Below are 22,331 nucleotides of genomic sequence, written 5' to 3'. Positions count from 1 at the left end.
TCACATGCTTGCAAGCCGCTGCCCGCTCGCCTAAGTCTTGAAAACCAGCGATAAGAACAAGGTGCATCGAATGGCCGGCGACAAACAGAACCTCCAGGACGCTTTTCTGAACCATGTCCGCAAGGGCAAGGTTCCGGTGACGATTTTTCTTATCAATGGTGTGAAACTGCAGGGCGTCATCACCTGGTTCGACAATTTCTGCGTGCTGCTGCGCCGCGACGGCCAGTCGCAGCTGGTCTACAAGCACGCCATCTCGACCATCATGCCGGGGCAGCCGATCAGCCTCTACGAGGGCGAGGACTGATTGGCCGAGCCCTCGGAAACCCGCGAGCGGCCGACCCGGGCCTATGTGATCCATCCCGATCTGGGCAATTCGCGCACCCGCCGCGCGCCCGAGCTGGCGCTGGAGGAGGCCGTGGCGCTGGCCCATGCGCTGCCCGCCATCGAGGTGACGGGCGCCGAGGTCGCGCGGCTGCGCAATCCCGATCCGGGGATGCTGTTCTCCAAGGGCAAGCGCGAGGAGATCGGCGAACATCTGAAGGCCATTGCCGAGGGCGAGGGGGCGGAGCTGGTGCTGATCGACGGGCCGGTGACGCCGGTGCAGCAGCGCAACCTGGAAAAGGAATGGGGCGTCAAGATCCTGGATCGCACCGGGCTGATCCTGGAGATCTTCGCCGACCGGGCCCAGACCCGCGAGGGCGTCTTGCAGGTCGAACTGGCGGCGCTGGCCTATCAGCGCACGCGGCTAGTCCGGGCCTGGACGCATCTGGAGCGCCAGCGCGGCGGATTGGGCTTCGTCGGCGGCCCCGGCGAGACCCAGATCGAGGCCGACCGCCGCGCCATCGACGAGCAGGTGATCCGCCTGCGCCGGCAGCTGGAGCGCGTGGTCAAGACCCGCGAACTGCACCGCAAGGCGCGCGCCAAGGTGCCCTATCCGATCGTGGCGCTGGTGGGTTACACCAATGCCGGGAAATCCACGCTGTTCAACCGGCTGACCGGGGCCGAGGTGCTGGCCCAGGACCAGCTTTTCGCCACGCTGGACCCGACCATGCGGCAGATGGTGCTGCCGGGCGGGCGCCGGGTGATCCTGTCCGATACCGTGGGCTTCATCAGCGACCTGCCGCATGAACTGGTCGCCGCCTTCCGCGCCACGCTGGAAGAAGTGCTGGCCGCCGACCTGATCCTGCATGTGCGCGACATCAGCCATCCCGAGACCGAGGAACAGGCCGGCGACGTGGGGGAGATCCTCGATTCGCTGGGCGTCGAGGAGGACGTGCCGCTGATCGAGGTCTGGAACAAGATCGACGCGCTCTCGCCCGAGACCCGCGCGGCGCTGCAGCGCACCGATGCCCGCACCGCGGGCGTGCAGGCGATCTCGGCCCTGACGGGCGAGGGGCTGGAGGCGCTGCTTGCCGCCATCGAGGAACGCCTGGCCGAGGCGCTGGACGAGCCGCGGCTGGAAGCCGAGCTGCTGCTGCCGCATTCCGACGGCCGCCGCCGGGCCTGGCTGCACGGGCGCGGCCTGGTCGAGGCCGAGGAGGTGGCCGAGGACGGCGTGCACCTGCGCCTGCGCTGGACCGAGCGGCAGAAGGCGGCCTTCGAGGCGCTTTGACCGGCCGCCGCCGCGCTTGCGGCGCGGTTGCATGAGTATTTGAGGAACGAAGAAATCCGGGCCGCGGGTGGGGCTCCGCGGCTTTCTCCGTTTCCCGCATGCTCGAATCCCGGCCGGAGGGGCCGCGGCTTTTCTGTTCCGCAATACTCACAGCGCGGCGGCGCGACCGGGCGGGGCCTGGCCGGGAATCGGGTCGGGAATCAGGCCGGCAGGGCGGTTAGCTCATGCGCCCAGGGTGGGTTGGCGCCGGGGCGCGAGACGGTGATCGCCGCCGCCCGGGTGCCGAGCGCCAGGGCCTGGGCAATGGCATCGGCGGAGAGCTGGTCCAGCCCCTCGCGCGAGAGCATCCCGGTGCGGTCGAGTGCCGCGAGCACCCCGGCATTGAAGGTGTCGCCGGCGCCGATCGTGTCGGCGACTTCGACCCGCATGGCTTGGGCGCTGAGCGGCGTCCCCGACCAATGCGCGCGGGCGCCGGCCGAGCCGCCGGTCTGGAAGACCACCCGCGGCCCGCGGGAAAGGATGGCGGCGGCGGCCTCTTCGAAGCTTGCGCCCGGCATCAGCCAGTCCAGGTCGTCGCCGGAAAGCTTGACCAGGTCGGCCATGCCGATCAGCCGGTCGAGCCGGGCGCGATAGGCCGCCTCGTCGGCGATGAAGAAGGGGCGGATGTTCGGGTCCAGCATCACCGGGATGCGGTGGCGGACGCGTTCCACCAGCGCCTCGACGGCGGCGCCGCAGGGATCGGGGACCAGGCTGATGCCGCCGATGAACAGCGCCGAGACCGTTTCGGGGATCTCGGGCAGATCCTCGGGGGCCAGCATCCGGCCGGCCGAGCCCTCGTCGTAGAAGGCATAGCGCGCCTCGCCCCCGGTCAGGGTGACGAAGGCCAGGGTGGTCAGCCGGTCGCTGCGCGGGCAGAGGCCGGTGTCGACATTTGCCTCGGCCAGCGGGCGCAGCAGCATCTCGCCGAAGGTATCGCGCGAAATCGGCCAGAGATAGCCCGTGTCGGTGCCCATGCGGCCAAGCGCGATGGCGGTGTTGTAGACCGCGCCGCCGGGCAGCGGCCGGTAATGGGCGCCCTCGGGCACCATGTCGATCAGCGATTCCCCGGCGCAAAGGATCATGGTCCTCTCCCTTCCCTCGTCAGCCCGCTCCTGTCTCCTGATAGCGGTAACTGCCGCCGATGGAAATATCCGGTGTGAGGTCGGCCGTGCCGAAGCGGACGAAGCCGCCGCGCTCGTTCAGCCACAGTGCCGCGAGAAGCAGCGCCAGCGCCAGCAGCACCGCCAGCGCGATTTTCCAGGCCGACCAGGGCCGCTCGCCCTGCACGCGGCCGGACTGGCCGTTGACCACGAAACGGTAGCTACGGCCGTTGTAGCGATAGGCGGCGGTCCAGACCGGCAGCAGGATATGCTTGAAGGTCTCGGCCGCGAAGCGGGTCTCGATGCCGGTGATGCGCTGTTCGTTGCCGCCGATGGCGCGGCGCACGTCCATGGCGATCACCCCGGCCATTTCCTGCCGGGCGATGTCGTGGCCGGAGCCGAGCGGGATCGTGTAGCCCTCGGCAAGGAAGCCGGCCAGGTATTCGGGCCGGTAGGGCACCAGATGCGACAGGTCCCAGGGCGTCAGCGCATCGGTGATGCGGCGCGGCAGCGAGCTGGAGGCCAAGACCAGCACGTCGTCGAAATTCCGCGCCACCTGGCCCGAAACCGGGGTCCAGCGCGTCTTGCGCACCTGCTGCGCCACCCGCTGCTGGCGGCCGTTCACCATCTGCGTGACGTAGACGGTTTCGTAATACCAGTCGCCGCGCGCGCCGCTGTAGCGCGAGGCGGTGTCGGCGTCGAAGGTCCAGAACGGCGAATAGACCCCGCTCATCTTCTTGCCGCGCCGGGCATAGGCGGTCAGGCCCGAGGGCGCGAACCACAGTCCGCGCAGCCAGTCCTCGAGCGCGGCTTTCGCCTGTGCCTCGGTGATGACGAAGGGCAGCACGCCCTGCGGCTTGATGTGGCGGGTGGTGCCGGTGTCGGTGACGACGGCGGTGGCGCAGAACGGGCAGGCCGAGGCGTGGCGGTCGCTGGTGATTTCCACCTTGGCGCCGCAATTGGGGCAGGAGAGGGTGCGCACCGTCTCGGTCAGGTCGCTGTGCCGGTCCAGCGAAAGCCCGTGCTCCAGCGGCAGTTCCTGCAGCTGCGGCGACTTGTGCCCGCCGTCCCATTGCAGCGCGCGTCCGGTCGCCGGGTCGAGCAAGATGGCGCTTTCGCCCCATGGCCCCTGCTGCGCCTGGCGCGAGGGCGCGCGGGCGGGGCCAGGGCCGATATGGCTTTCATGCCCGCAATAGGGGCAGACAAGGCTTTGCTGGCCGGGCGAGAATTCCAGGCCGGCGCCGCAATTCTCGCAAGGATAGCGGTATTCCGAGGGCGGCGTCGGCATTCCGGCCGCTTACCCTGCCTTCGGGACCGGCGGCGGGGGCGGGGGCGCGATGGTGAAGAGCTGGGCGAGCTCCGCCACCTCCTCGGCCGGTTTCCAGCCGTCCTGGCCCGGGGTCCAGACCAGCGTCTCGCGGGTGAAGCCGCCCTCGCGCGCCAGCCGACCGAGATGGGCGCGGCCATAGGGGCCGTCGGCCTGGCCGTTCACGGCGATATGCCAGACGGTTTCGGGATGCAGCGGCGGCGGGGTCTGCGGCGCCTGCTGCTGGGGCACGGCGCCCCAGGGGCCGCGCTGCGCCATGGCGGCGCCGAGGCCAGCACCGAGGCCCGCCCCGATGCCTGCGCCCATGCCGCCGGCTTGCTGCGAGGCGTTCAGCATCGCCTCGGAAGCGGCATATTGGCCGAAGCGGTTCAGGTCGCCGACGATGCCCATCGAGGTGCGCTTGTCGAGCATCCTTTCCACCTCGTCGGGCAGGCTGATGTTCTCGATGTAGAATTCCGGGATGGTCAGGCCATAGGCGGCGACGGTGGGGCTGATTGCCTTGGCGACCATCTGGCCCAGATCGCCGGTATTGGCCGCCATGTCCAGCACCGGGATGCCCGATCCGGCGATCATGCGCGAGAATTCCTGCACGATGATGTTGCGCAGCTGGAAGCTGATCTCGTCGCGGGTGAATTCGCCGTCGGTGCCGACGATCTCGGTCATGAAGCGGCCGGGCTCGGTCACGCGCATGGAATAGGTGCCGAAGGCGCGGAGGCGCACCGGGCCGAATTCCGGGTCGCGCGCGATGACCGGATTTTTCGTCCCCCATTTCAGGTCGTTGAAGCGGGTGGTGTTGACGAAATAGATCTCGGACTTGAAGGGCGAACGGAAGCCGTGGTCCCAGTGCTGCAGCCGGGTCAGGATCGGCAGGTTGTTCGTCTCCAGCATGTAGAGGCCGGGGGCGAACACGTCCGCCAGCTGCCCCTCGTGGATGAAGACCGCGGCCTGGCCTTCGCGCACGGTCAGCTTGGCGCCGTATTTGATCGCCTTGCCGACGGTCGGGTAGCGATAGACCATGGTGTCGCGGGTGTCGTCGGTCCATTCGATGATCTCGATGAACTCGCCGCCGAGGATGTTGAAAAGCGACATGGGAGCCTCGTCCTTGGGATTTCCTCAGACGTTAGCGCAGGGCGGCGGGTGGATCCATTCCCCTTTGCTGTCGCCCAGGAAATCCAGGAAATAGGCTACCGGGCGGCCTTGGGCATCGTCGAGACGGAAGAACTCGTAGCCGCCATCCCCGTAGCCGCTTCTGGAGGTGGGGATCTGCGTGCCGTCGGGCAGAATAACGAACGCGGGCAATAGGTCCATAGGCAGCTGCGGTTCGAGCGCGGTAAAGGGGTCGCTGCCCTGGGCCTGAAACGTATCGTAATATGTGTTCATCGCCTCGAACCCGGACCGGGTCACGATTGCGGCAAGGCCGGTATCGACGCCGATGATGCCGAGGGATTCCCCGCAGACCGGCAGGCCGTCAGCGGTGACCAGCGCGATGGCGGCCACATGGGCATAGCCGTCCTTGCGCGCCAGCACGGTGTAGAAACGCGCGTCCGGCGCCGCCGGGGTCGGTGCGGGCTTGGCATGGCGCTGTTGCGCAAATGAGCTGGCGGCCGCAGTTCCCCTTTCGCCCCTTTCGCCGGACACACTTATTGCCTTGCCACAGTGACCGGGATGCCGAGGGCCGTGAAGCGGTTCATGACCGCCGCGCGGATCTGGACCTCGGCCCCCTGGCGGTCGAAGTCCCGTGACCTCAGCCGCAGGCCGAGCGGCTTCATGCAGTGCATTTTCGCTTCCGCCCTGCTGCGGCGGTGATACCCGCTCCAGTTCCGCCAGAGCGCCCGGCCAAAGTGTTTCGATGCCCGCAGGCTCTCGTTGCGCGCCCTGGCCCCGGCCGTGTCCGGCTTCCATGGCCTCGCATTCCGTCTCGGTGGCATGACCGCCGCTGCACTGCGGGCCGCGATAGCGTCATGGCAGGCCCGCCTGTCGCAGGCACCGTCGGCCGCGACCGTGGCGATCTCCTCGTCCGCCGGGATCTGGGCGAGCAGCTCCGGCAGCATCGGAGCATCGCCGACATTGCCTGAAGTGACTTCCACCGCCCGGATCTCGAGCGTTTCCTCGTCGATCCCGAGATGGATCTTGCGCCAAACCCTTCGTTTCGAGCCGCCATGCTTGCGCCTGTGCCATTCTCCTTCGTCCTCCACCTTGATGCCGATGCTGTCGACGAGCAGGTGTCACGGTCCCTTGGAACCGCGAAATGGAAGTGACGACCTCCAAGGTCTTCTGCTGCCGGAAAAGGGTGCTGACGTCCGGCACGGCCCAGCCGCGCCCCGAGAGTTCCGGAAGGCGTGCCACGAAGCCGGTGGCCTGGCGGAGCGGCAGGCCGAAGAGAACCTTGATGGTCAGGCAGGCCTGGATCGCAGCGTCGCTGTAGGCTTGCTGGCGGCTACGCCGCCCTGACGGCACGGCTGCCCACGGCACCAAGGGATCGAACCAGACGGTCAGAGATCCGCGCTGCCTCAGCGCCTGGTTGTACGCGTGCCAGTTGGTGGTCTTGGAGGTCGGCTTCCGAGCTCTGCTCATGCCATTCGGCTACGACATTGGATTCCCGAGGTGAATCTCAGGCATCCTTTGTGAAACAAGGCCGGTTGGTGGCGTCAGAGGCTGCAAAGTTATGATTAAGGCTGCGCATATAAGTCCCGAAAATTTTCTACGGCTGCCAAACTCTACTGCTCAAACCGCAGCACGGAAGGTTCCACATAAGCCTTGACCGCTTCGTCCCGCATAACCGCCACCTTCGACCGCATGCGGCACGGCGCAAGGCCGCGCCGCATGGCCGATCCTAACCCACCGTCACGTCCATCGTCACCTCGGCATTCAGCACCTTGCTGACCGGACAGCCCTTTTCGGCCTTGCGGGCGCAATCCTCGATCACCGCCTTGTCGCCGTCGCCCCAGATCCGGGTGTTCAGATGCGCGGTCCTGATGGCGAAGCCGTCGCCCTCCTTGGCCAGCCCGATCTCGGATGTGGTCTCGATCTTCACATTGCCGATCCCGGCCTCCTGCAGGATCAGCGACAGCGCCATGCTGAAGCAGGCGGCATGGGCCGCGCCGATCAGCTCCTCGGGGTTGGTGCCGGGAAGCCCCTCGAAGCGGGTGTTGAAGCCGTAGGGCTGGTTGCTCAGCGCCCCGGATCTGGTGGAAAGCGCCCCCTTGCCGTCCTTGAGCCCGCCTTCCCATCTCGCCGAACCGGAATTCACGATCATCGCCGTTCTCCTTTTCTGCCGTGACCTGCCGGCTGAACGCGCCATCCCTTGCGCGGGTTCAATCCCCGGCCTATCCCGCCTGAAGAACAAGGGGGATAGCGGATGCCGGTGCATGAACTTGCCGCCCTGGGCGCGGCCGCCTGCTGGGCGATCACCGGCATCCTGTCGCAATCGGCGGCGCAGGCGCTGGGGCCCTTCGGCTTCAACCGGCTGCGCCAGGCCATGGTCGCGGCCATGCTGGCGGCGGTGGTGATCGCCACCGGCCGGCTGCAGGGCGTCGCCAGCGCGGACCTGTGGCGGCTGTCGCTGTCGGGGATCGTCGGCATCTTCCTGGGCGATACGCTGCTTTACGTCGCGCTGATCCGGCTGGGGCCGCGACGCTCCGGGGCGCTGTTCGCGCTGAATGCGCCGATGGCGGCGCTGATGGGCTGGCTGGCGCTGGGAGAGGCGCTGTCGCCCGCCGCGATGGCCGGGGTGGTGCTGTCCACGCTGGGGGTGGCCATGGCGGTGTTGGGTCGTCCCGGCCGTTCGGGCGGCCACCGCTTCGAGGCGGTGCGGGGCTCGGTCTGGATCGCCGCCGGCTTCGGGCTGCTGGCGGCGGGGCAGGCGCTCGGCTCTCTGATCGCGCGGCCGGTCATGGCCTCGGGATTCGATCCCTATGTCGCCTCGCTGATCCGGGTGGCGATCGCGGTCGGCTGCCTGAGCCTGCTGATGGCGCTGCCGGTGCGGGCGGTGCAGCCGCTGTCGCGACCGACGCCGCGGGTGCTGGCGCTGACCGCCCTGTCGGGGCTGATCGCCATGGTGATCGGCATGACGCTGCTGATGTTCGCGCTGCAGGGCGGCAAGGTCGGCATCGTCTCGACGCTTTCGGCGCTGTCGCCGGTGCTGATCCTGCCGGTGCTCTGGGCGATGACCGGGGCGCGACCCTCGGCCACCTCATGGGCGGGGGCGGTTCTGGCGGTTCTGGGCATGGCACTGATCTTTCTGCGCTGACGGCTTTGTCATTTGCCGTCGCCGCCGTGGCAGGCTTCTTCTTGCGCATCGACATGACAGGAGGAAAGCCATGCGCCTTGTCCCATTCGTCCTTGCCGCGCTGATCGCGTTGCCGGCTGCTGCCCAGGACCATGCCGGGATGGACCATGCCGACCAGGACGCGGCACCTTCGAGCGCCGGCTACGCCGCAGCGATGGAGCGGATGCACGAGAACATGATGATCGACTATAGCGGCGATGCCGACGTGGATTTCATGCGCGGCATGATCCCGCATCACCAGGGCGCCATCGACATGGCCAGGGTGGCGCTGGAACATGGCAAGGATCCCGAGGTCCGCAAGCTGGCCGAGGAGGTCATCAAGGCCCAGGAGGCCGAGATCAAGATGATGCGGGACTGGCTGAAGGCTCGCGACAAGGCCGAGTAGGCGCCCGCCTTCGTGGGGGCCGACTGCCCCCACACCCCCCGTGGGTATTTTCGCAACGGAAAGATGCGGCCGATCTGCGGGCGGCGGGTTCGCCGCCCTGCGGGGCCTCAGCCCTCGATCGCCGCCCGGGCGGCGATGATCCGGGTCGCGGCCTCGGCGGCCTCGCGGCCCTTCTTCACGAAATGCTCGCGGAAGATGGCGTTGTGATGCTCGGTTTCCTGGTAGTGATGCGGGGTCAGCGAGACCGACAGCACCGGCACGCCGCTGTCGAGGCCTGCGCGCATCAGCCCGTCCACCACCGCCTGGGCGACGAAATCGTGGCGATAGATGCCGCCATCGACCACCAGCGCCGCGGCGATCACCGCGCCGTAGCGGCCGGTCTGCGCCAGGTCGCGGGCCATCAGCGGCATCTCGAAGGCGCCGGGCACGTCGAAGACATCGACGTTCTCGCGCGGCACGATCTGGCAGAAGCCATCCAGCGCCCGATCGACGATGTCGGCATGCCAGTTCGCCTTGACGAAGGCATAGCGGGTGTGTGTCATCCGTGATCTCCTTTCCAAGTGACACGTCACCCAAGGCGATCACATGAGGGCCGGGCCCCTTGGGGCCGGCTCGCACGCTCTCTTTCATCCGGACTGTGACCGTCGGCCCAGGAATCGCACCTGGTCTGCTGACCCCTGATCCGGCCAGACCAGCCGGGGCAAGGCGCTCGCGGGCTTGCATCGCTGCTTACCGCCGGTGGGGAATTCCGCCCCGCCCTGAGAACCCGGCCTTGATGCCAGCAGGGCGCCCGCGATGCAAGGGTCAGAGCAGCCGCTCGGCCTCTTGAATCGCGAAACGGTCGGTCATGCCTGCGACATAATCGAGGACGATTCGCGCCCGCTCGGTCTCGTCCGCCGCCGCCTCGGCGGCCTTGAACCAGTGCTCGGGCATTTTCGCGGGGTCGTTCAGGAACAGCGGGAACAGGCCGTTCAGCATCTCGGTCACGCGCCGGCGCTCGACCACCACCGAAGGGGCGCGATACATGCGCTGGAACAGGAAAAGCTTGATCGCCTTGAGGTTCTGGTAGAGCGGCTTCGAGAAGCGGATGATCGGCCCCTCCATGGTGCGGATGTCGTCCACGCTTTGCGGCTGCAGGCTGGCGAGGCGGTTCTGCGCCACGGCGATCACGTCCTCGACCATGGTGCCGAAGACCCGGCGCAGTGCCTCGTGCCGGCGCCGCATCGGTTCCAGGCCCGGATGCAGGCGGTCCACCTCGGCAAAGGCCTCGCCCACCACCGGCAGCTGCGCCAGGTCTTCCTCGGTGAACAGGCCGGCGCGCAGCCCGTCATGCAGGTCGTGGTGGTTATAGGCCACGTCGTCGGCGACGGCCGCCACCTGCGCCTCGGCGCTGGCATTGGTGTGCAGTTCCAGATCCCATTCCGCGTTCACCTCGGCCAGGGCATAGGGCAGGGGGCCGGTCACCGGACCATTATGCTTGGCGATGCCTTCCAGGCTTTCCCAGGTCAGGTTCAGCCCGTCGAAATCGGCGTAATGCCGTTCCAGCCGGGTGACGATGCGCAGCGCCTGGGCGTTGTGGTCGAAGCCGCCATAGGGCGCCATCAGCGCGGCCAGCGCGTCCTCTCCGGTATGGCCGAAGGGCGGGTGGCCCAGGTCGTGGGCCAGGGCCACCGTCTCGGCCAGGTCGGTGTTCAGGCCCAGCGTGCCGGCGATGGTGCGGGCGACCTGCGCCACCTCGATCGTATGGGTCAGGCGGGTGCGGTAATAGTCGCCCTCGTGCTCGACGAAAACCTGGGTCTTGTGCTTCAGCCGGCGAAAGGCGCTGGAATGGATGATGCGGTCGCGGTCGCGCTGCCAGGGGCTGCGAAAGGTGGACATGCGCTCGGGCCAGCGGCGGCCGCGGCTTCCTTCGGGCTGGCAGGCATAGGGTGCCGTCATCTCGTCGCTTCCTTGCGGGGCTTTGCGGCGAAGCCTATATTCCATGCCGGACGACGGAAACGGGAACGCCCCATGAACGTGGAACTGAACCTGCCCCCCAGGGTCACCGAGCGCGCCTTTGCCCGGCTGGCCGAGATCAATGGCGACGGCCCGGCGCGACCCCTGCGGGTCGCGGTGGCGGGCGGCGGCTGCTCGGGTTTTCAATACGACATCCGGCTGGACGACCCGGCCGAGGACGACCTGGTGCTGCAGGGCGGCGGCCAGAGCGTGGTGGTCGATCCTGTCTCGCTGCCCTTCCTGGCCGGCGCCACCATCGACTTCACCGATGAACTGATCGGCGCCCGCTTTACCATCGACAACCCGAATGCCAGCTCGTCCTGCGGCTGCGGCACCTCGTTTTCGATCTAATCCGGCCCCGATCCGATCTGGCGCGGGCCGGCACGGCCCGCTAGTCTTCGGCCCATGAAGATCGCGACATTCAACATCAACGGCGTCCGCGCCCGCATCGAAACCCTGACCGGCTGGCTCTCCGAGGCACAGCCCGATGTCGTGGTCCTGCAAGAGATCAAGTGCCAGGACGAGGGCTTCCCGCGCGAGCCGATCGCCGATCTGGGCTACAATATCGAGACGCATGGCCAGAAGGGTTTCAACGGCGTCGCCATCCTGTCGAAACTGCCGCTCGAAGACGTGATGCGCGGCCTGCCGGGCAACGATGGCGACGAGCAGGCCCGCTATATCGAGGCGACGGTGGTCGGCCGTCGCGCCCTGCGCATCGCCGGGCTCTACCTGCCGAACGGCAATCCGCAACCGGGGCCGAAATTCGACTACAAGCTGGCCTGGATGGAGCGGCTGCGCGCGCGGGCCGGGGCGCTGCTGGCGACCGAGATGCCGGCGGTGATGCTGGGCGATTACAACGTCATCCCCGAGCCGCGCGACGCCGCCTTCCCCGAGAAATGGCTGGACGATGCGCTGTTCCAGCCCGAAAGCCGTGCGGCGCTGCGCCGCATCCTCCTGGACGGCTGGGCGGATGCGGTGCGGTTGCACCATCCGGACAGCAGCCGCGGCCCCTTCACCTTCTGGGACTACCAGGCGGGCGCCTGGCAAAGGGACAACGGCATCCGCATCGACCATGTGCTGCTGTCGCCGCAGGCCGCCGACCTGCTTATCGACGTCGGAATCGACCGCGACGAGCGCGCGAAGGACAAGCCCAGCGACCATGTGCCGGTCTGGGTCGACCTCGACGCCTGATGCGTTTTTCCGTTTGAAAAATACTCCGGGGGACGCCTTTCCGGCCCCGTCGAGGGGCCGGAAAGGCGGGGGGCAGAGCCCCCGCTGCCCCGCCGTCCTGCCCGGCCCTTGCCGCTTCAATCACCGTCGTCGGGCACGTCGTCGTCGTCGCCGAAACGGGCGTCGTCGTCATATTCATCCTCGCCCTCGCCGACATATTTCGAGGACAGCTTGATCGAGTGATTGTCGTGGATCGGGTCCATGACGATGTCCGAGGGGATCTCGCCCGCCAGCCATTCGCGGATCTCGTCCCTGGTCTCGTCGATCTCCTGCCCGGTGACCTCGGCGATATAGGTGATGAAGGCGCGCTGGTCGCCGTCGATCTCGTCCAGCTCGCTTTCGTCGGCCGCGGGCCATTTCTCGACGATGGCCTCGAAGAAGGCGGGCCAGTTGTCGCGGACGTGCACCCATTTCATCAGTAGCCTCCTCCGCCAAGGCTGCCCTGCACCATGCGCGAGGCGCCGGTGATGTCCTCGCCCACGCCGGCCACGGTATTGCACGCGGCGAGCGCCAGGACGGTCAGGACGGCTGCGATCCGACTGAATTTCATTCTCTTTCCTCCTGCCACCAGGTTTCTGGCATGAATCCGGGCCAGTCACCGTAAAGCGGCGTGTTTTCAGGATAATCCAGGTCGGCACGATGGGCCAAGCGGGAAATCCGCGAATAGCTGACCGGGATGACATAGCGCCCGGCGGTCAGGATCCGGTCAAGGGCCCGGACCGCGGCGACATAATCCTCTTGCCTGCGGGCCCGGCCCATCTCGGCGATCATCGCCTCGGCGGCGGGGCTGTCCATGCCCATCCAGTTCCTGCTGCCCGGCCTGGTCACGCCGTCGCGGCCCCAGTAGAGCCGCTGCTCGTTGCCGGGCGAGAGCGACAGGCCGCGTTCATACCAGGTCATGTCGAACTGGTAATTGTTCGTCCGTTCCACATATTGCGCTGCATCGAGCAGCGTGACCGTCGGCCGGATGCCCAGGTTGCGCAGCGATTGCACGAAGATGTCGACGATCTGCCGCATCTCGGCACTGGTGCGCATGGCGCTGCCGGACTGGTTGAGCAGGATCTCGAAGCTGAACGGGCGGCCCTTCGCGTCGCGCAGCTCGCCCTCCTGCACGGTCCAGCCCGCCTGGCCGAGCAGGTCCAGCGCGGCGCGGATGCCCTTGCGGTCGATGGCGCGCTCGCCGCCTTCGGGCAGGGCATAGCCCTCGATGGTGCCCGGCGGCAGCTGGTCCGCGAAGGGGGCGAGCAGCTCGGCCTCGCGCCCGCGGGCCGGGCCGGGCCGCATCGCCAGCTCGGAATTGGCGAAATAGCTGGTGATGCGCGGGTCCTTGCCGCCGGTCAGAGTCATGTTGATGAAGCGCTGGTTGAAGGCCTCGATCATCGCCTGCCGCACCCGCCAGTCCGCGAACAGCGGATTGCGGGTGTTCATCACCAGCCCCATGATCCCCGAGGGGCGGCCATGCGGGATCTCGGCCTTGACCACCTTGCCCTCGCGGATGGCGGGGAAGTCGAAATTGCGCTCCCAGCGGGCCGCGACCAGTTCGCGCCAGACGTCGATCTCGCCGGCCTTGAAGGCCTCGAACATGGCCGAGGCATCGCCGAAATAGTCATAGCGGATCACGTCGAAATTGTGCAGGCCCCGGCTGACGGCCAGATCGCGGCCCCAATAGTCCGGGTTGCGGCGAAAGGTGATGGCGCGGCCCGGATCGACCCTGTCGACGACATAGGGGCCCGAGCCGATGGGGACCATCAGGCTGGACTGGCTGAAATCGCGGCCCTGCCATTGCGCCTTCTTCAGGATCGGCCGCATGCCCATCAGCATGGCCAGCTCGCGGTCCGGCGTGTTGAAGGTGAAGCGGACCGAGCGCGGGCCGGTCTGTTCCATCTTCTCGACCTTGGACCAGACGGCGGTGTAGCGCGGGTGCCCCTTGGTCCCGAGCGTCTCGTAGGACCACATCACGTCCTCGACGGTGACGGGCGAGCCGTCCGAGAATCGCGCCTCGGGGCGCAGGGTGAACTCGACCCAGCTGCGCGCGGCATCGGTCTCGACGCTTTCGGCCAGCAGGCCGTAGAGCGTGAAGGGTTCGTCGATCGAGCGCATCATCAGCGACTCGGTCAGCAGGCCCGGCTGGGTGAAGATCGGCCAGACCGGGTTGCCCATCAGGATCCAGGGATTGAGCGAATCGAATGTGCCCGTCTCGGCCAGGCGAATCGTGCCGCCTTTCGGCGCCTCGGGATTGGCATAGGGCAGGTGGGTGAAGCCGGGCGGCAGCGCCGGTTCTCCATACATTGCAATGGCATGCATGGGTTCGGCAGGGCTTGCCAGCGGCATGGATGCAACACACAGGCACAGCGCGATTCGCCGCCAGATCGCGGATTCGTTAGCAAACTTGAAGAATCGCATGCTCGATTGCCCTGATTTCCGGGTCGTTGGTCCTGTCCGCGCCCAGATTAGCCGCCCGTTCACCTCGAAGCAAACTTACGCCTTGGACTCATGGGGGGAAAAGCGTATAGATAAGGCACTGCTCGATAGGTTTCTTGCCTGTATGAAACCTGCCTCATGACTTGCGCCCGCCTTGTGCGGGCGCTTTTTTCTTGGGGGTTTGCGGCTTTTCGTCGCCTGCGGCATCCCGTCCGGTTCCCGGGAATCGATCACGCGAAAATGTGAACGGAATGCGCCGCTTGGCGCCCGACTCGGCCCTGCTGACCGGCCCGGCGGCCGATCTTGTGCAGCCCCGGCTTTTTCCCCATGCTGCGGCAGCAACAGCAACAGCAACAGCAACGCGGGCGTGGAGGCGGCGATGTTCCAGAAATTCCTCAGCGGCAAGACGGCGGTGGTGACGGGCTCCAATTCGGGGATCGGGCTTGGCATCGCGCATGAACTGGCGCGGGCGGGCGCGGATGTCGTGCTGAACAGCTTCACTGACGCGGCCGAGGATCACGCGCTGGCCGAAAGCCTGGCCGCCGAACATGGCGTCGCCGTGCGCTATATCCAGGCCGACATGTCCAGGGGCGCCGAATGCCGCGCCCTGATCGAGAAGGCCGGTGCCTGCGACATCCTGGTCAACAATGCCGGCATCCAGCATGTCGCGCCGATTCCGGATTTCCCGGCCGAGAAATGGGACGCGATCATCGCCATCAACCTGAGTTCCGCCTTTCACACCACGGCGGCGGCGCTGCCGCTGATGCGCAAGGCCGGCTGGGGCCGGGTGATCAACATCGCATCGGCCCACGGGCTGACGGCCAGCGAATACAAGTCGGCCTATGTCGCCGCCAAGCACGGCATCGTCGGCCTGACCAAGGTCACGGCGCTGGAGACCGCGAAGGAGCCGATCACGGCCAACGCCATCTGCCCCGGCTATGTGCTGACCCCGATCGTGGAAAAGCAGATCCCCGACCAGATGAAGACCCACAACATGAGCCGCGAGGAGGTGATCGCCAAGGTGATGCTGCAGCGCCAGCCCTCGGGGCAATTCGCCACGGTCGAGCAGATGGGCGGCACGGCGGTCTTCCTGTGCTCGCCGGCGGCCGAGCAGATCACCGGCACCACGATCTCGGTCGATGGGGGGTGGACGGCGCTCTAGGCGCCGGCCGGCCAGTCACGGCGCCGGGCCTATTTCTCCCACCGCGCCTCGCTGGCCAGGGGGGCGCATCATCCGGCCGGTGCCGCGGTCCACGACGCAGAGCTTGTCGTCGCTTTCGCCGTCGCGTGACGTCCCGCCGATGTCGAAGACCGGCCTTCCGTCCCGCCACCAGGCATCGTTGATCTGCCCGTCTTCCAAGCCGTTCTCGCGCCTGAGCCGGCCGGGGCATTCCTCGCCATAGATCTGGCGCTGGCCATGCCACCAGGCCGCGCTGGCGGAAAATCCGCTGCTGGCGGGAATGGCCCTGCGCCCCGCCTGCTGCCGTCGGAGTGGTCCCGGTCATGTCGCGCTCCTCTCTGGTCATCGACGGCCAGCCTGGAGCGCAGAGGTTGATATTCCGTTACCGCCTCAGCCCCAGACCGCCTCGAACTCGCGCCATTCGCCCTTGCTCATGCCGCTGTTCTCTTGCGTGACGGCCTCTCCCGCCAGCTTGCGCTTCAGCGCCGCGACGCCCCTGGCGGAAAGCTGCATCCCGCCCAGGCGGTAATCCTCGAAGGCGGCATAGGCGAAGGGCACCCAGTCGCGGACGATGCCGCAGATGGTCTCGGCATAGGCGCGGATCTCGTATTGGGCATGGGCGTCGGCGCGCAGGCGCAGGAAGTGGAACAGGTTGTGCAGGTCCACCTTCCAGTACCATTGCGTATAGACATTGGCGGGCAGGTTCATCCGCGCAAGCTCGCGCGCCAGGCCCTGCTGACCCTCCTGGCTCAGCATCTGCTCGTAATGGTCATAGCTGCGCATCGCATCCTCGCGCAGCAGGTCCAGCACGCGCGCGGCCTCATCCCCCTCCAGCACCTGGCCGCGGCCCTGGTTGTTCACCGTCGATTGTGCGGCCAGGTGTTCCGGCGCCGGGATGTAGAATTCGCGGTCCAGGATCGAATAGCGCGCCGAATATTCGTTCACGTTGGCAGTGCGGTGGCGGATCCATTGCCGGGCGACGAAGACCGGCAGCTTGACGTGGAACTTGACCTCGCACATCTCGAACGGGGTCGAGTGCCAGTGCCGCATCAGGTAGCGGATCAACCCCTCGTCGTTGCTGACCGACTTGGTGCCGCGGCCATAGCTCACGCGCGCCGCCTGGGTGATGGCGGCATCGTCGCCCATGTAGTCGATGACCCGCACCAGCCCGTGATCCAGCACCTGATGCGCCTGGTAGAGATGGCCCTCCATCCCCTCGGAGACGGCGCGCAGGGTGGGGCGCGGGGTGGCGCGCAACTCGTCGATCTCGGCCTGTTGTTCGGGGGTCAGGGGCATGGCGGAATCCTTCGTGCTGTCGGGCATATCTTGTGGCACCGAAGGGTGATTCAATCAACCGGCTGTATGGGCAACCGGCTGTTTGGGTGCTGCGACATTGCGGTCGCGCCATCGGCATGGCAGTCTGGCGGCGACGAACGGCAAAGGGGATGACGATGAAGGTCCGCTATCTGCACACCATGGTCCGCGTGCTGGATCTCGAGAAGACGATGGTGTTCTTTCGCCTGCTCGGGCTCGAGGAGACGCGGCGAATCGACAACGACAAGGGGCGCTTCACCCTGGTGTTCATGGCGCCGCCCGGCCAGCCGGAATGCCCGGTCGAGCTGACCTGGAACTGGGACGGGGACGAGGGCCTGCCCTCGGACAGCCGGCATTTCGGCCATCTGGCCTATCGGGTCGAGAACATCTACGAGATGTGCCAGCGGCTGATGGATGCCGGCGTGACCATCAACCGGCCGCCGCGCGACGGGCACATGGCCTTCGTGCGCAGTCCCGACAACATCTCGATCGAGCTGCTGCAGGAAGGCGAGCCCTTGCCGGCGCAGGAGCCCTGGGCCAGCATGGAGAATACCGGCCACTGGTAGGCGCCGGCCCGCAAGCGCAAAGCGCCGCGCGGATGGCGCGGCCCTGTCGCCTGGCGGCCGCTCTTTCCCGCGGCGGCTGTGCCGCCAGGATCATGCCCGACCCGATGCCCCCAGGACCGGCCGGCGGGAAGAGGCCCCCTTGGCCGATTCGCGTCGGGCCGGGCATGATGGCGCGGCCGGGCCATGCATCCCGGCGGCGCGTTCGGCAGCGGCGCTTTCAGTAGATGTAGCGGATCTGTTCCGCCCAGAAGCGTTCGACCCGCCGCCATTGCAGGTTCACCGTCTCGATCGGCGGGTCGTCCAGCACGCCGGACAGGTCCAGCCCCTCGGCATGGCGCATGAACAGCCGCGCCACGCTGTCGCGCACCTCCTGCCCGGCCGGGGTCAGCCGCACCCGGACCGAACGCCGGTCCATCTCGCAGCGTTCGTGATGCAGATAGCCCAGCTCGACCAGCTTCTTGAGATTGTAGGACACGTTCGAGCCCTGATACATGCCGCGCGTCCGCAGCTCGCCTGCCGTCACCTCGGAAGTGCCGAGATTGTAGATCAGCAGCGCCTGCACCGGAGTCAGGTCAGAACGGCCCAGCCGCTCGAACTCGTCCTTGACCAAGTCCAGCAACAGCCGGTGCAGGCGTTCGAGCATCTGCAGGCTTTCCAGATAAGCCTCGGCCCGGCTGGCCCGCGGCAGCGGCCGCAGGGCGGGCACCGTTTGGGCAGAGCTGCGCTGTTGCATGGGCGGGTTCCGTTGATGGCCTCGTTTCGGCCACCATGGCGCATATTTGCCAATCTTCGGTTAATCCGCGCCCGGATGGCTAAAATTGCGGCTATTTCCGCGCCAGCCGGGTATGGGCGAAGCCGGCGATGCGGTCCAGCATCGGCAAGATCGGCTCGGGTCCGGGGCGGGCATCGCCCAGTCGTGCGGTAATCCAGGGGTAAAGATCCTGGTCGTTCTCGGCCAGCACCGCCTCGTAGAGGTCCAGCTCCTCGGCGCCCAGCCCGGCCAGTTCGCTATCGGCGAAGGGGCCCAGGATCAGGTCCATCTCCTTGGTGCCGCGCCGCCAGCTGCGCATCCGCAGCCGCTTCAGCCTTGCCTCATGCTCGTCCATACCCGTCCCCGGCTTGCCTGTCCGCGGGGGGGCGCCTATGACGGGGCGACCCAGCCGCAGGATGAATTCGATGAGCTTTTTGTCGCAGACGCTCGCCCGCGTCAAACCCTCGCCCACCATCGCCATCACCGGCCGCGCCCGCGAACTGGCCGCCGAGGGCCGGGACATCATCAGCCTGTCCGCCGGCGAGCCGGATTTCGACACGCCCGCGCATATCCGCGAGGCCGCCAAGGCGGCCATCGACGCCGGCCATACCCGCTATACGGCGGTGGACGGCATCCCCGAACTCAAGCGCGCCATCTGCGACAAGTTCGCCCGCGAAAACGGCCTGGATTATGCGCCGTCGCAGGTCACGGTGGGCACCGGCGGCAAGCAGATCCTCTACAACGCGCTGATGGCGACGCTGAACCCGGGCGACGAGGTGATCGTTCCGGCGCCCTATTGGGTCAGCTATCCGGACATGGTGCTGCTGGCCGGCGGCACGCCGGTGGTGATCGAGGGCGCCATGCAGAACGGCTATCGCATCACCCCCGAACAGCTGGAGGCGGCGATCACGCCGCGGACGAAATGGTTGATTCTGAACTCGCCCTCGAACCCGACCGGCGCGGGCTATGGCGAAGAGCACATGCGCGGGCTGACCGAGGTGCTGCTGCGCCACCCGCAGGTCTGGGTGCTGTCGGACGACATCTATGAGCACCTGGTCTTCGACGGTTTCCGCTTTGTCACCCCGGCGCAGGTCGAGCCGGGGCTGAAACCCCGCACCCTGACCATGAACGGCGTCAGCAAGGCCTATGCCATGACCGGCTGGCGCATCGGCTATGGCGCCGGGCCCGAGGAACTGATCCGCGCCATGGCCAAGCTGCAATCGCAATCGACCTCGAATCCCTGCTCGATCAGCCAATATGCGGCGCTGGCGGCGTTGCAGGGGCCGCAGAATTACATCGCGGAAAGCCGCGCCGTGTTCCAGCGCCGCCGCGACCTGGTGGTGGCGGGGCTGAACGCCTGCCCCGGCATCGACTGCCCGGTGCCGCAGGGGGCGTTCTACGTCTATCCCTCGATCGCGGCGCTGATCGGCAGGACCTCGGCCGGCGGCACGGTTATCGCGGATGATGAGGCCTTCGCTACCGCGCTTCTGGACGAGACCGGCGTGGCGGTGGTCTTCGGCGCGGCCTTCGGGCTTTCGCCGCATTTCCGCATCTCCTACGCCACCTCGGACGCGGTGCTGACGGATGCCTGCACGCGGATCAGGGGGTTCTGCGAAGGGCTGCGCTGAACTGGAACGGCGGTCGCGCGCCGCCGCGGCGGGCCGGAAAGAGATGCGACCGGCGGTGCGCCGGTGCCGGCAAGGGGCGCGACCAGCTTTGTCCTCGCCGGGCTGCCCGACCGCATGCGATGCGGCAGCGGCCCGAAGCCGGGCGGTGCAACGGAACAGGCGCTGACGGGACAGGCGGGATGGCGCCGGGCTGGAGGGGGGATTGGTGCGGGTGGTCGGACTCGAACCGACATGCCTTGCGGCGGCGCATTTTGAGTGCGCTGCGTCTACCATTCCACCACACCCGCGACGGCCCATTACAAAGCACAAATGGGCATCCCCCTCAAGGCCAATCTCCACGGTTGGGGCAGGGGGCGGGGCCTTAGCGGGAATGGTGGTCGCGCATGGTCAGATGCGCGATGCCCGCCGCCGCCAGCGCCAGCAATCCGATGGCGACCAGCGGAATGCCGACGGCGCTTGCCGCCCAGATCGTCAGCCCCGCGGCCAGGATCACGGCAAGGATCAGGATCAGGAAATGCGGCAGCGGCATGGCATCCTCCATTCTTCTCAATATGGGGGGCAAGCGCCGCGGCGAAAAGCCCCGCGACGCGACCGGCGCGGAAGTTGAGCCTTCTTCGGCCGATTCCGGGTGGGATGCGTGTCGTCGCTGGAAAATGTTCGCTGAATGTTCTAATCTGGCGGCATGAGCCTGCCGCCCCGCAATCCCGACGAGATCCTGCGCGCCCGCGGCGCCGACTCGCGCCCCGCCGCGCGCTTCGAGCCCTATCGGACCGAGCGCCAGCATGACGGCTGGGACATCCCCGAGGAGCAGGCCCTGCTGCGCACCGAGATCGCGCAGGAGCGGGCGCGCTCGATCATCACCCGCAACGCCTCGCCCGACATTCCCTTCGACCGCTCGGTCAATCCCTATCGCGGCTGCGAACATGGCTGCATCTATTGCTTCGCCCGGCCCAGCCACGCCTATCTGGGCCTGTCGCCGGGCCTGGATTTCGAGACGCGCATCACCGCCAAGCCCAACGCCCCCGAATTGCTGGAAGCCGAGATCGGCCGGCGCGGCTATGCGGTGGCGCCCATCGCTTTCGGCACCAATACCGATCCCTACCAGCCCGCCGAGGCGAAGCTGGGCATCATGCGCGGCTGCCTGCAGGTGCTGCACGACTGGAACCATCCGCTGAGCCTGGTGACGCGCGGCGCCACGGTGATGCGCGACGCCGATCTGCTGGGGGCGATGGCGGCGAAGTCGCAGGTCATGGTCTGCGTCTCGATCACCACGCTGGATGCCGAACTGGCGCGGCAGATGGAGCCGCGCGCGCCCGCGCCCTCGACACGGCTGCGGATGATCCGGGTGCTGGCCGAGGCGGGGGTGTCGGTTCGGGTCATGGTCGCCCCGGTGATCCCGGTGCTGACAGAGCACGAGATGGAGCGCATCATGCAGGCCGCCCGCGATGCCGGGGCCAGCGCCGCCAGCATGATCCCGATCCGCCTGCCGCTGGAGGTGGCGCCGCTGTTCCGCGACTGGCTGGAGCGGCACCATCCCGGCAAGGCGGCGCATGTCATGGCGCGGGTGCAGGCGATGCGCGGCGGGCGCGACAACGATCCGCGCTTCGGCAAGCGCATGCGCGGCGAGGGGATCGAGGCCGACCTGCTGCACCAGCGCTTCCGCCTGGCCCGCAAGCGGCTGGGGCTGGCACGCCAATCCGAGGTGCTGGATTGCAGCCGCTTCGGCCCTCCGCCGCGGGCGGGGGACCAGCTGTCGCTGTTCTGACCACTCGCGGGTTTTACTCTCCGGGCCCCATGGCGTCGGCGATGCGGGCCGAGATATGCTCGGGCGTGGGGCGCGGTCCGCGCGGCGCCTCGACCAGCGCGTCGCGCATGGCGGCCAGATGCGCGGGCGTGGTGCCGCAGCAGCCGCCGATGATGCGGATGCCCATGTCGCGGGCCAGCACGGCGAATTCCGCCATGACCTCGGGTGTGGCGTCATAGATCAGCCCGCCGTCCTGATAGCGCGGCACGCCGGCATTGGGCTTGGCGATCAGCGGCCGTTCGTTGCCCGAGGCGGCGAAGCCCGCCACCGCCAGCAGCAGCTCGGCCGGGCCGGTGCCGCAATTGGCGCCATAGGCCAGCGGCGGATGCGGCAGCCGGTCGATCAGCGAGGCCAGCTGCGGCGGCGTCACCCCCATCATGCTGCGCCCGCCCGGCTCGAAGCTCATCATGCCGCACCAGGGCATGCCGGCGGCTTGCGCGGCCCGGGCGGCGGCGCGCATCTCCTCGGCGGCGCTGATCGTCTCGATCCACAGCACGTCCGCGCCGCCTTCCTTCAATGCCTGCGCCTGTTCGGTGAACATGGCGGTCGCCTCGGCCTCGGTCAGCCGGCCCATCGGCGCCATGATCTCGCCGATCGGGCCCATCGAGCCGGCGACGATCACCGCGCGGCCGGCCTCGGCCGCCGCCTCGCGCGCCAGCCGGGCGGCGGCGCGGTTCAGCGCGGCCACCCG

25 protein-coding genes, 1 tRNA gene, 1 pseudogene and 1 riboswitch are annotated in these 22,331 nt (G+C 67.8%); of the genes and pseudogenes, 10 read left to right on the top strand and 17 right to left on the bottom strand.

Annotated elements, in window-relative coordinates:
* Positions 1–70: 70 nt before the first annotated feature.
* Positions 71–304: an RNA chaperone Hfq gene (gene hfq / locus I9P22_RS12485; RefSeq protein ID WP_010394165.1), complete on the top strand. Its 234-nt coding sequence runs from the start codon at positions 71–73 to the stop codon at positions 302–304.
* Positions 305–1,612, top strand: coding sequence for a GTPase HflX (gene hflX / locus I9P22_RS12480; protein ID WP_199259819.1), 1,308 nt, complete (start codon positions 305–307; stop codon positions 1,610–1,612).
* Positions 1,613–1,812: 200 nt separating this feature from the next.
* Here hflX and I9P22_RS12475 read toward each other — a convergent pair whose 3' ends face one another.
* The 6 genes and pseudogenes from I9P22_RS12475 to I9P22_RS12450 form a co-directional block, all read right to left on the bottom strand.
* On the bottom strand, positions 1,813–2,733 hold the full coding sequence (locus tag I9P22_RS12475; RefSeq protein WP_199259818.1) for a carbohydrate kinase family protein: 921 nt from the start codon (positions 2,731–2,733) through the stop codon (positions 1,813–1,815).
* 19 nt (positions 2,734–2,752) lie between these two features.
* Positions 2,753–4,039 carry a zinc ribbon domain-containing protein gene (locus I9P22_RS12470; RefSeq protein WP_199259817.1) on the bottom strand — a complete coding sequence of 429 codons (1,287 nt, stop codon included), beginning with the start codon at positions 4,037–4,039 and terminating at the stop codon, positions 2,753–2,755.
* A gap of 9 nt (positions 4,040–4,048) precedes the next feature.
* Positions 4,049–5,167, bottom strand: coding sequence for an SPFH domain-containing protein (locus tag I9P22_RS12465; RefSeq protein ID WP_199259816.1), 1,119 nt, complete (start codon positions 5,165–5,167; stop codon positions 4,049–4,051).
* A 24-nt stretch (positions 5,168–5,191) separates the two neighbouring features.
* Entirely contained in the window at positions 5,192–5,716 is a 525-nt protein-coding gene (locus I9P22_RS12460; RefSeq protein WP_199259815.1) for a hypothetical protein, read from the bottom strand.
* Positions 5,717–5,718: 2 nt separating this feature from the next.
* Positions 5,719–6,652, bottom strand: a pseudogene (locus I9P22_RS12455) (IS5 family transposase).
* Positions 6,653–6,911: 259 nt separating this feature from the next.
* Positions 6,912–7,334, bottom strand: a complete 423-nt coding sequence (locus I9P22_RS12450) for an OsmC family protein (protein ID WP_199259814.1) — start codon at positions 7,332–7,334, stop codon at positions 6,912–6,914.
* A 102-nt stretch (positions 7,335–7,436) separates the two neighbouring features.
* Here I9P22_RS12450 and I9P22_RS12445 point away from each other — a divergent pair, with 102 nt between their 5' ends.
* Together I9P22_RS12445 and copM are read left to right on the top strand one after the other, a co-directional pair.
* Positions 7,437–8,327, top strand: coding sequence for a DMT family transporter (locus tag I9P22_RS12445; RefSeq protein ID WP_199259813.1), 891 nt, complete (start codon positions 7,437–7,439; stop codon positions 8,325–8,327).
* 70 nt (positions 8,328–8,397) lie between these two features.
* Positions 8,398–8,751 (top strand): CopM family metallochaperone, encoded by a 354-nt coding sequence (copM, locus tag I9P22_RS12440; protein ID WP_199259812.1) that lies wholly within the window; start codon positions 8,398–8,400, stop codon positions 8,749–8,751.
* Between the two features lie 107 nt (positions 8,752–8,858).
* Here the strand turns inward: copM and I9P22_RS12435 are convergent, their stop codons facing one another.
* The gene (locus I9P22_RS12435; protein WP_199259811.1) at positions 8,859–9,293 is read right to left on the bottom strand and encodes a 6,7-dimethyl-8-ribityllumazine synthase; all 435 of its coding nucleotides are present in this window, start codon (positions 9,291–9,293) and stop codon (positions 8,859–8,861) included.
* Between the two features lie 72 nt (positions 9,294–9,365).
* Positions 9,366–9,521: riboswitch (FMN riboswitch) on the bottom strand.
* 34 nt (positions 9,522–9,555) lie between these two features.
* Positions 9,556–10,689 (bottom strand): deoxyguanosinetriphosphate triphosphohydrolase, encoded by a 1,134-nt coding sequence (locus tag I9P22_RS12430; protein ID WP_199259810.1) that lies wholly within the window; start codon positions 10,687–10,689, stop codon positions 9,556–9,558.
* Positions 10,690–10,761: 72 nt separating this feature from the next.
* Between I9P22_RS12430 and I9P22_RS12425 the strand changes: the two genes are divergently transcribed.
* Together I9P22_RS12425 and xth are read left to right on the top strand one after the other, a co-directional pair.
* Entirely contained in the window at positions 10,762–11,097 is a 336-nt protein-coding gene (locus I9P22_RS12425; protein ID WP_199259809.1) for a HesB/IscA family protein, read from the top strand.
* A 54-nt stretch (positions 11,098–11,151) separates the two neighbouring features.
* Entirely contained in the window at positions 11,152–11,937 is a 786-nt protein-coding gene (gene xth / locus I9P22_RS12420; protein ID WP_199259808.1) for an exodeoxyribonuclease III, read from the top strand.
* Positions 11,938–12,053: 116 nt separating this feature from the next.
* On the opposite strand, the gene I9P22_RS12415 is transcribed toward xth, so the two are convergent.
* From I9P22_RS12415 to I9P22_RS12410, 3 genes are read right to left on the bottom strand one after another with little or no spacing between them, the layout of a single operon-like run.
* A complete protein-coding gene (locus tag I9P22_RS12415) occupies positions 12,054–12,392 on the bottom strand; it encodes a hypothetical protein (protein WP_199259807.1) in 339 nt (112 codons plus the stop codon).
* Positions 12,392–12,526 carry a hypothetical protein gene (locus tag I9P22_RS24845; RefSeq protein WP_269846644.1) on the bottom strand — a complete coding sequence of 45 codons (135 nt, stop codon included), beginning with the start codon at positions 12,524–12,526 and terminating at the stop codon, positions 12,392–12,394. The genes I9P22_RS12415 and I9P22_RS24845 overlap by 1 nt, the downstream gene beginning before the upstream one ends.
* Complete coding sequence (locus I9P22_RS12410; RefSeq protein WP_199259806.1) at positions 12,523–14,379, bottom strand: extracellular solute-binding protein; 1,857 nt, start codon at positions 14,377–14,379, stop codon at positions 12,523–12,525. Before I9P22_RS12410 ends, I9P22_RS24845 begins: the two co-directional genes overlap by 4 nt.
* 397 nt (positions 14,380–14,776) lie before the next feature.
* Here I9P22_RS12410 and I9P22_RS12405 point away from each other — a divergent pair, with 397 nt between their 5' ends.
* Positions 14,777–15,559, top strand: a complete 783-nt coding sequence (locus tag I9P22_RS12405) for a 3-hydroxybutyrate dehydrogenase (protein WP_199259805.1) — start codon at positions 14,777–14,779, stop codon at positions 15,557–15,559.
* Positions 15,560–15,967: 408 nt separating this feature from the next.
* On the opposite strand, the gene thyX is transcribed toward I9P22_RS12405, so the two are convergent.
* Positions 15,968–16,873 carry an FAD-dependent thymidylate synthase gene (gene thyX, locus I9P22_RS12400; protein ID WP_199259804.1) on the bottom strand — a complete coding sequence of 302 codons (906 nt, stop codon included), beginning with the start codon at positions 16,871–16,873 and terminating at the stop codon, positions 15,968–15,970.
* Positions 16,874–17,028: 155 nt separating this feature from the next.
* Here thyX and I9P22_RS12395 point away from each other — a divergent pair, with 155 nt between their 5' ends.
* On the top strand, positions 17,029–17,457 hold the full coding sequence (locus tag I9P22_RS12395; protein WP_199259803.1) for a VOC family protein: 429 nt from the start codon (positions 17,029–17,031) through the stop codon (positions 17,455–17,457).
* A gap of 217 nt (positions 17,458–17,674) precedes the next feature.
* Here the strand turns inward: I9P22_RS12395 and I9P22_RS12390 are convergent, their stop codons facing one another.
* Both I9P22_RS12390 and I9P22_RS12385 read right to left on the bottom strand, forming a co-directional pair.
* Positions 17,675–18,190, bottom strand: a complete 516-nt coding sequence (locus I9P22_RS12390) for a MarR family winged helix-turn-helix transcriptional regulator (protein WP_199259802.1) — start codon at positions 18,188–18,190, stop codon at positions 17,675–17,677.
* Between the two features lie 91 nt (positions 18,191–18,281).
* On the bottom strand, positions 18,282–18,563 hold the full coding sequence (locus I9P22_RS12385) for an FAD assembly factor SdhE (protein WP_199259801.1): 282 nt from the start codon (positions 18,561–18,563) through the stop codon (positions 18,282–18,284).
* A gap of 70 nt (positions 18,564–18,633) precedes the next feature.
* Here I9P22_RS12385 and I9P22_RS12380 point away from each other — a divergent pair, with 70 nt between their 5' ends.
* Positions 18,634–19,836, top strand: a complete 1,203-nt coding sequence (locus I9P22_RS12380) for a pyridoxal phosphate-dependent aminotransferase (protein ID WP_199259800.1) — start codon at positions 18,634–18,636, stop codon at positions 19,834–19,836.
* Between the two features lie 203 nt (positions 19,837–20,039).
* Here the strand turns inward: I9P22_RS12380 and I9P22_RS12375 are convergent.
* Positions 20,040–20,123, bottom strand: a tRNA-Leu gene (locus tag I9P22_RS12375).
* A 74-nt stretch (positions 20,124–20,197) separates the two neighbouring features.
* Positions 20,198–20,365, bottom strand: coding sequence for a hypothetical protein (locus tag I9P22_RS12370; protein WP_199259799.1), 168 nt, complete (start codon positions 20,363–20,365; stop codon positions 20,198–20,200).
* Positions 20,366–20,518: 153 nt separating this feature from the next.
* On the opposite strand from I9P22_RS12370, the gene I9P22_RS12365 reads away from it, so the two are divergent.
* Entirely contained in the window at positions 20,519–21,601 is a 1,083-nt protein-coding gene (locus I9P22_RS12365) for a PA0069 family radical SAM protein (RefSeq protein ID WP_199259798.1), read from the top strand.
* A gap of 13 nt (positions 21,602–21,614) precedes the next feature.
* On the opposite strand, the gene bmt is transcribed toward I9P22_RS12365, so the two are convergent.
* Positions 21,615–22,331 (bottom strand): betaine--homocysteine S-methyltransferase (gene bmt / locus I9P22_RS12360; protein ID WP_199259797.1); only part of this gene is annotated, 717 nt, incomplete at its 5' end.

The organism is Paracoccus binzhouensis, from assembly GCF_016446475.1.
Classification (GTDB): domain Bacteria; phylum Pseudomonadota; class Alphaproteobacteria; order Rhodobacterales; family Rhodobacteraceae; genus Paracoccus; species Paracoccus binzhouensis.
The sequence above is the reverse complement of the archived record's forward strand: the minus strand, read 5'-3'. Positions and strand labels throughout refer to the sequence as shown.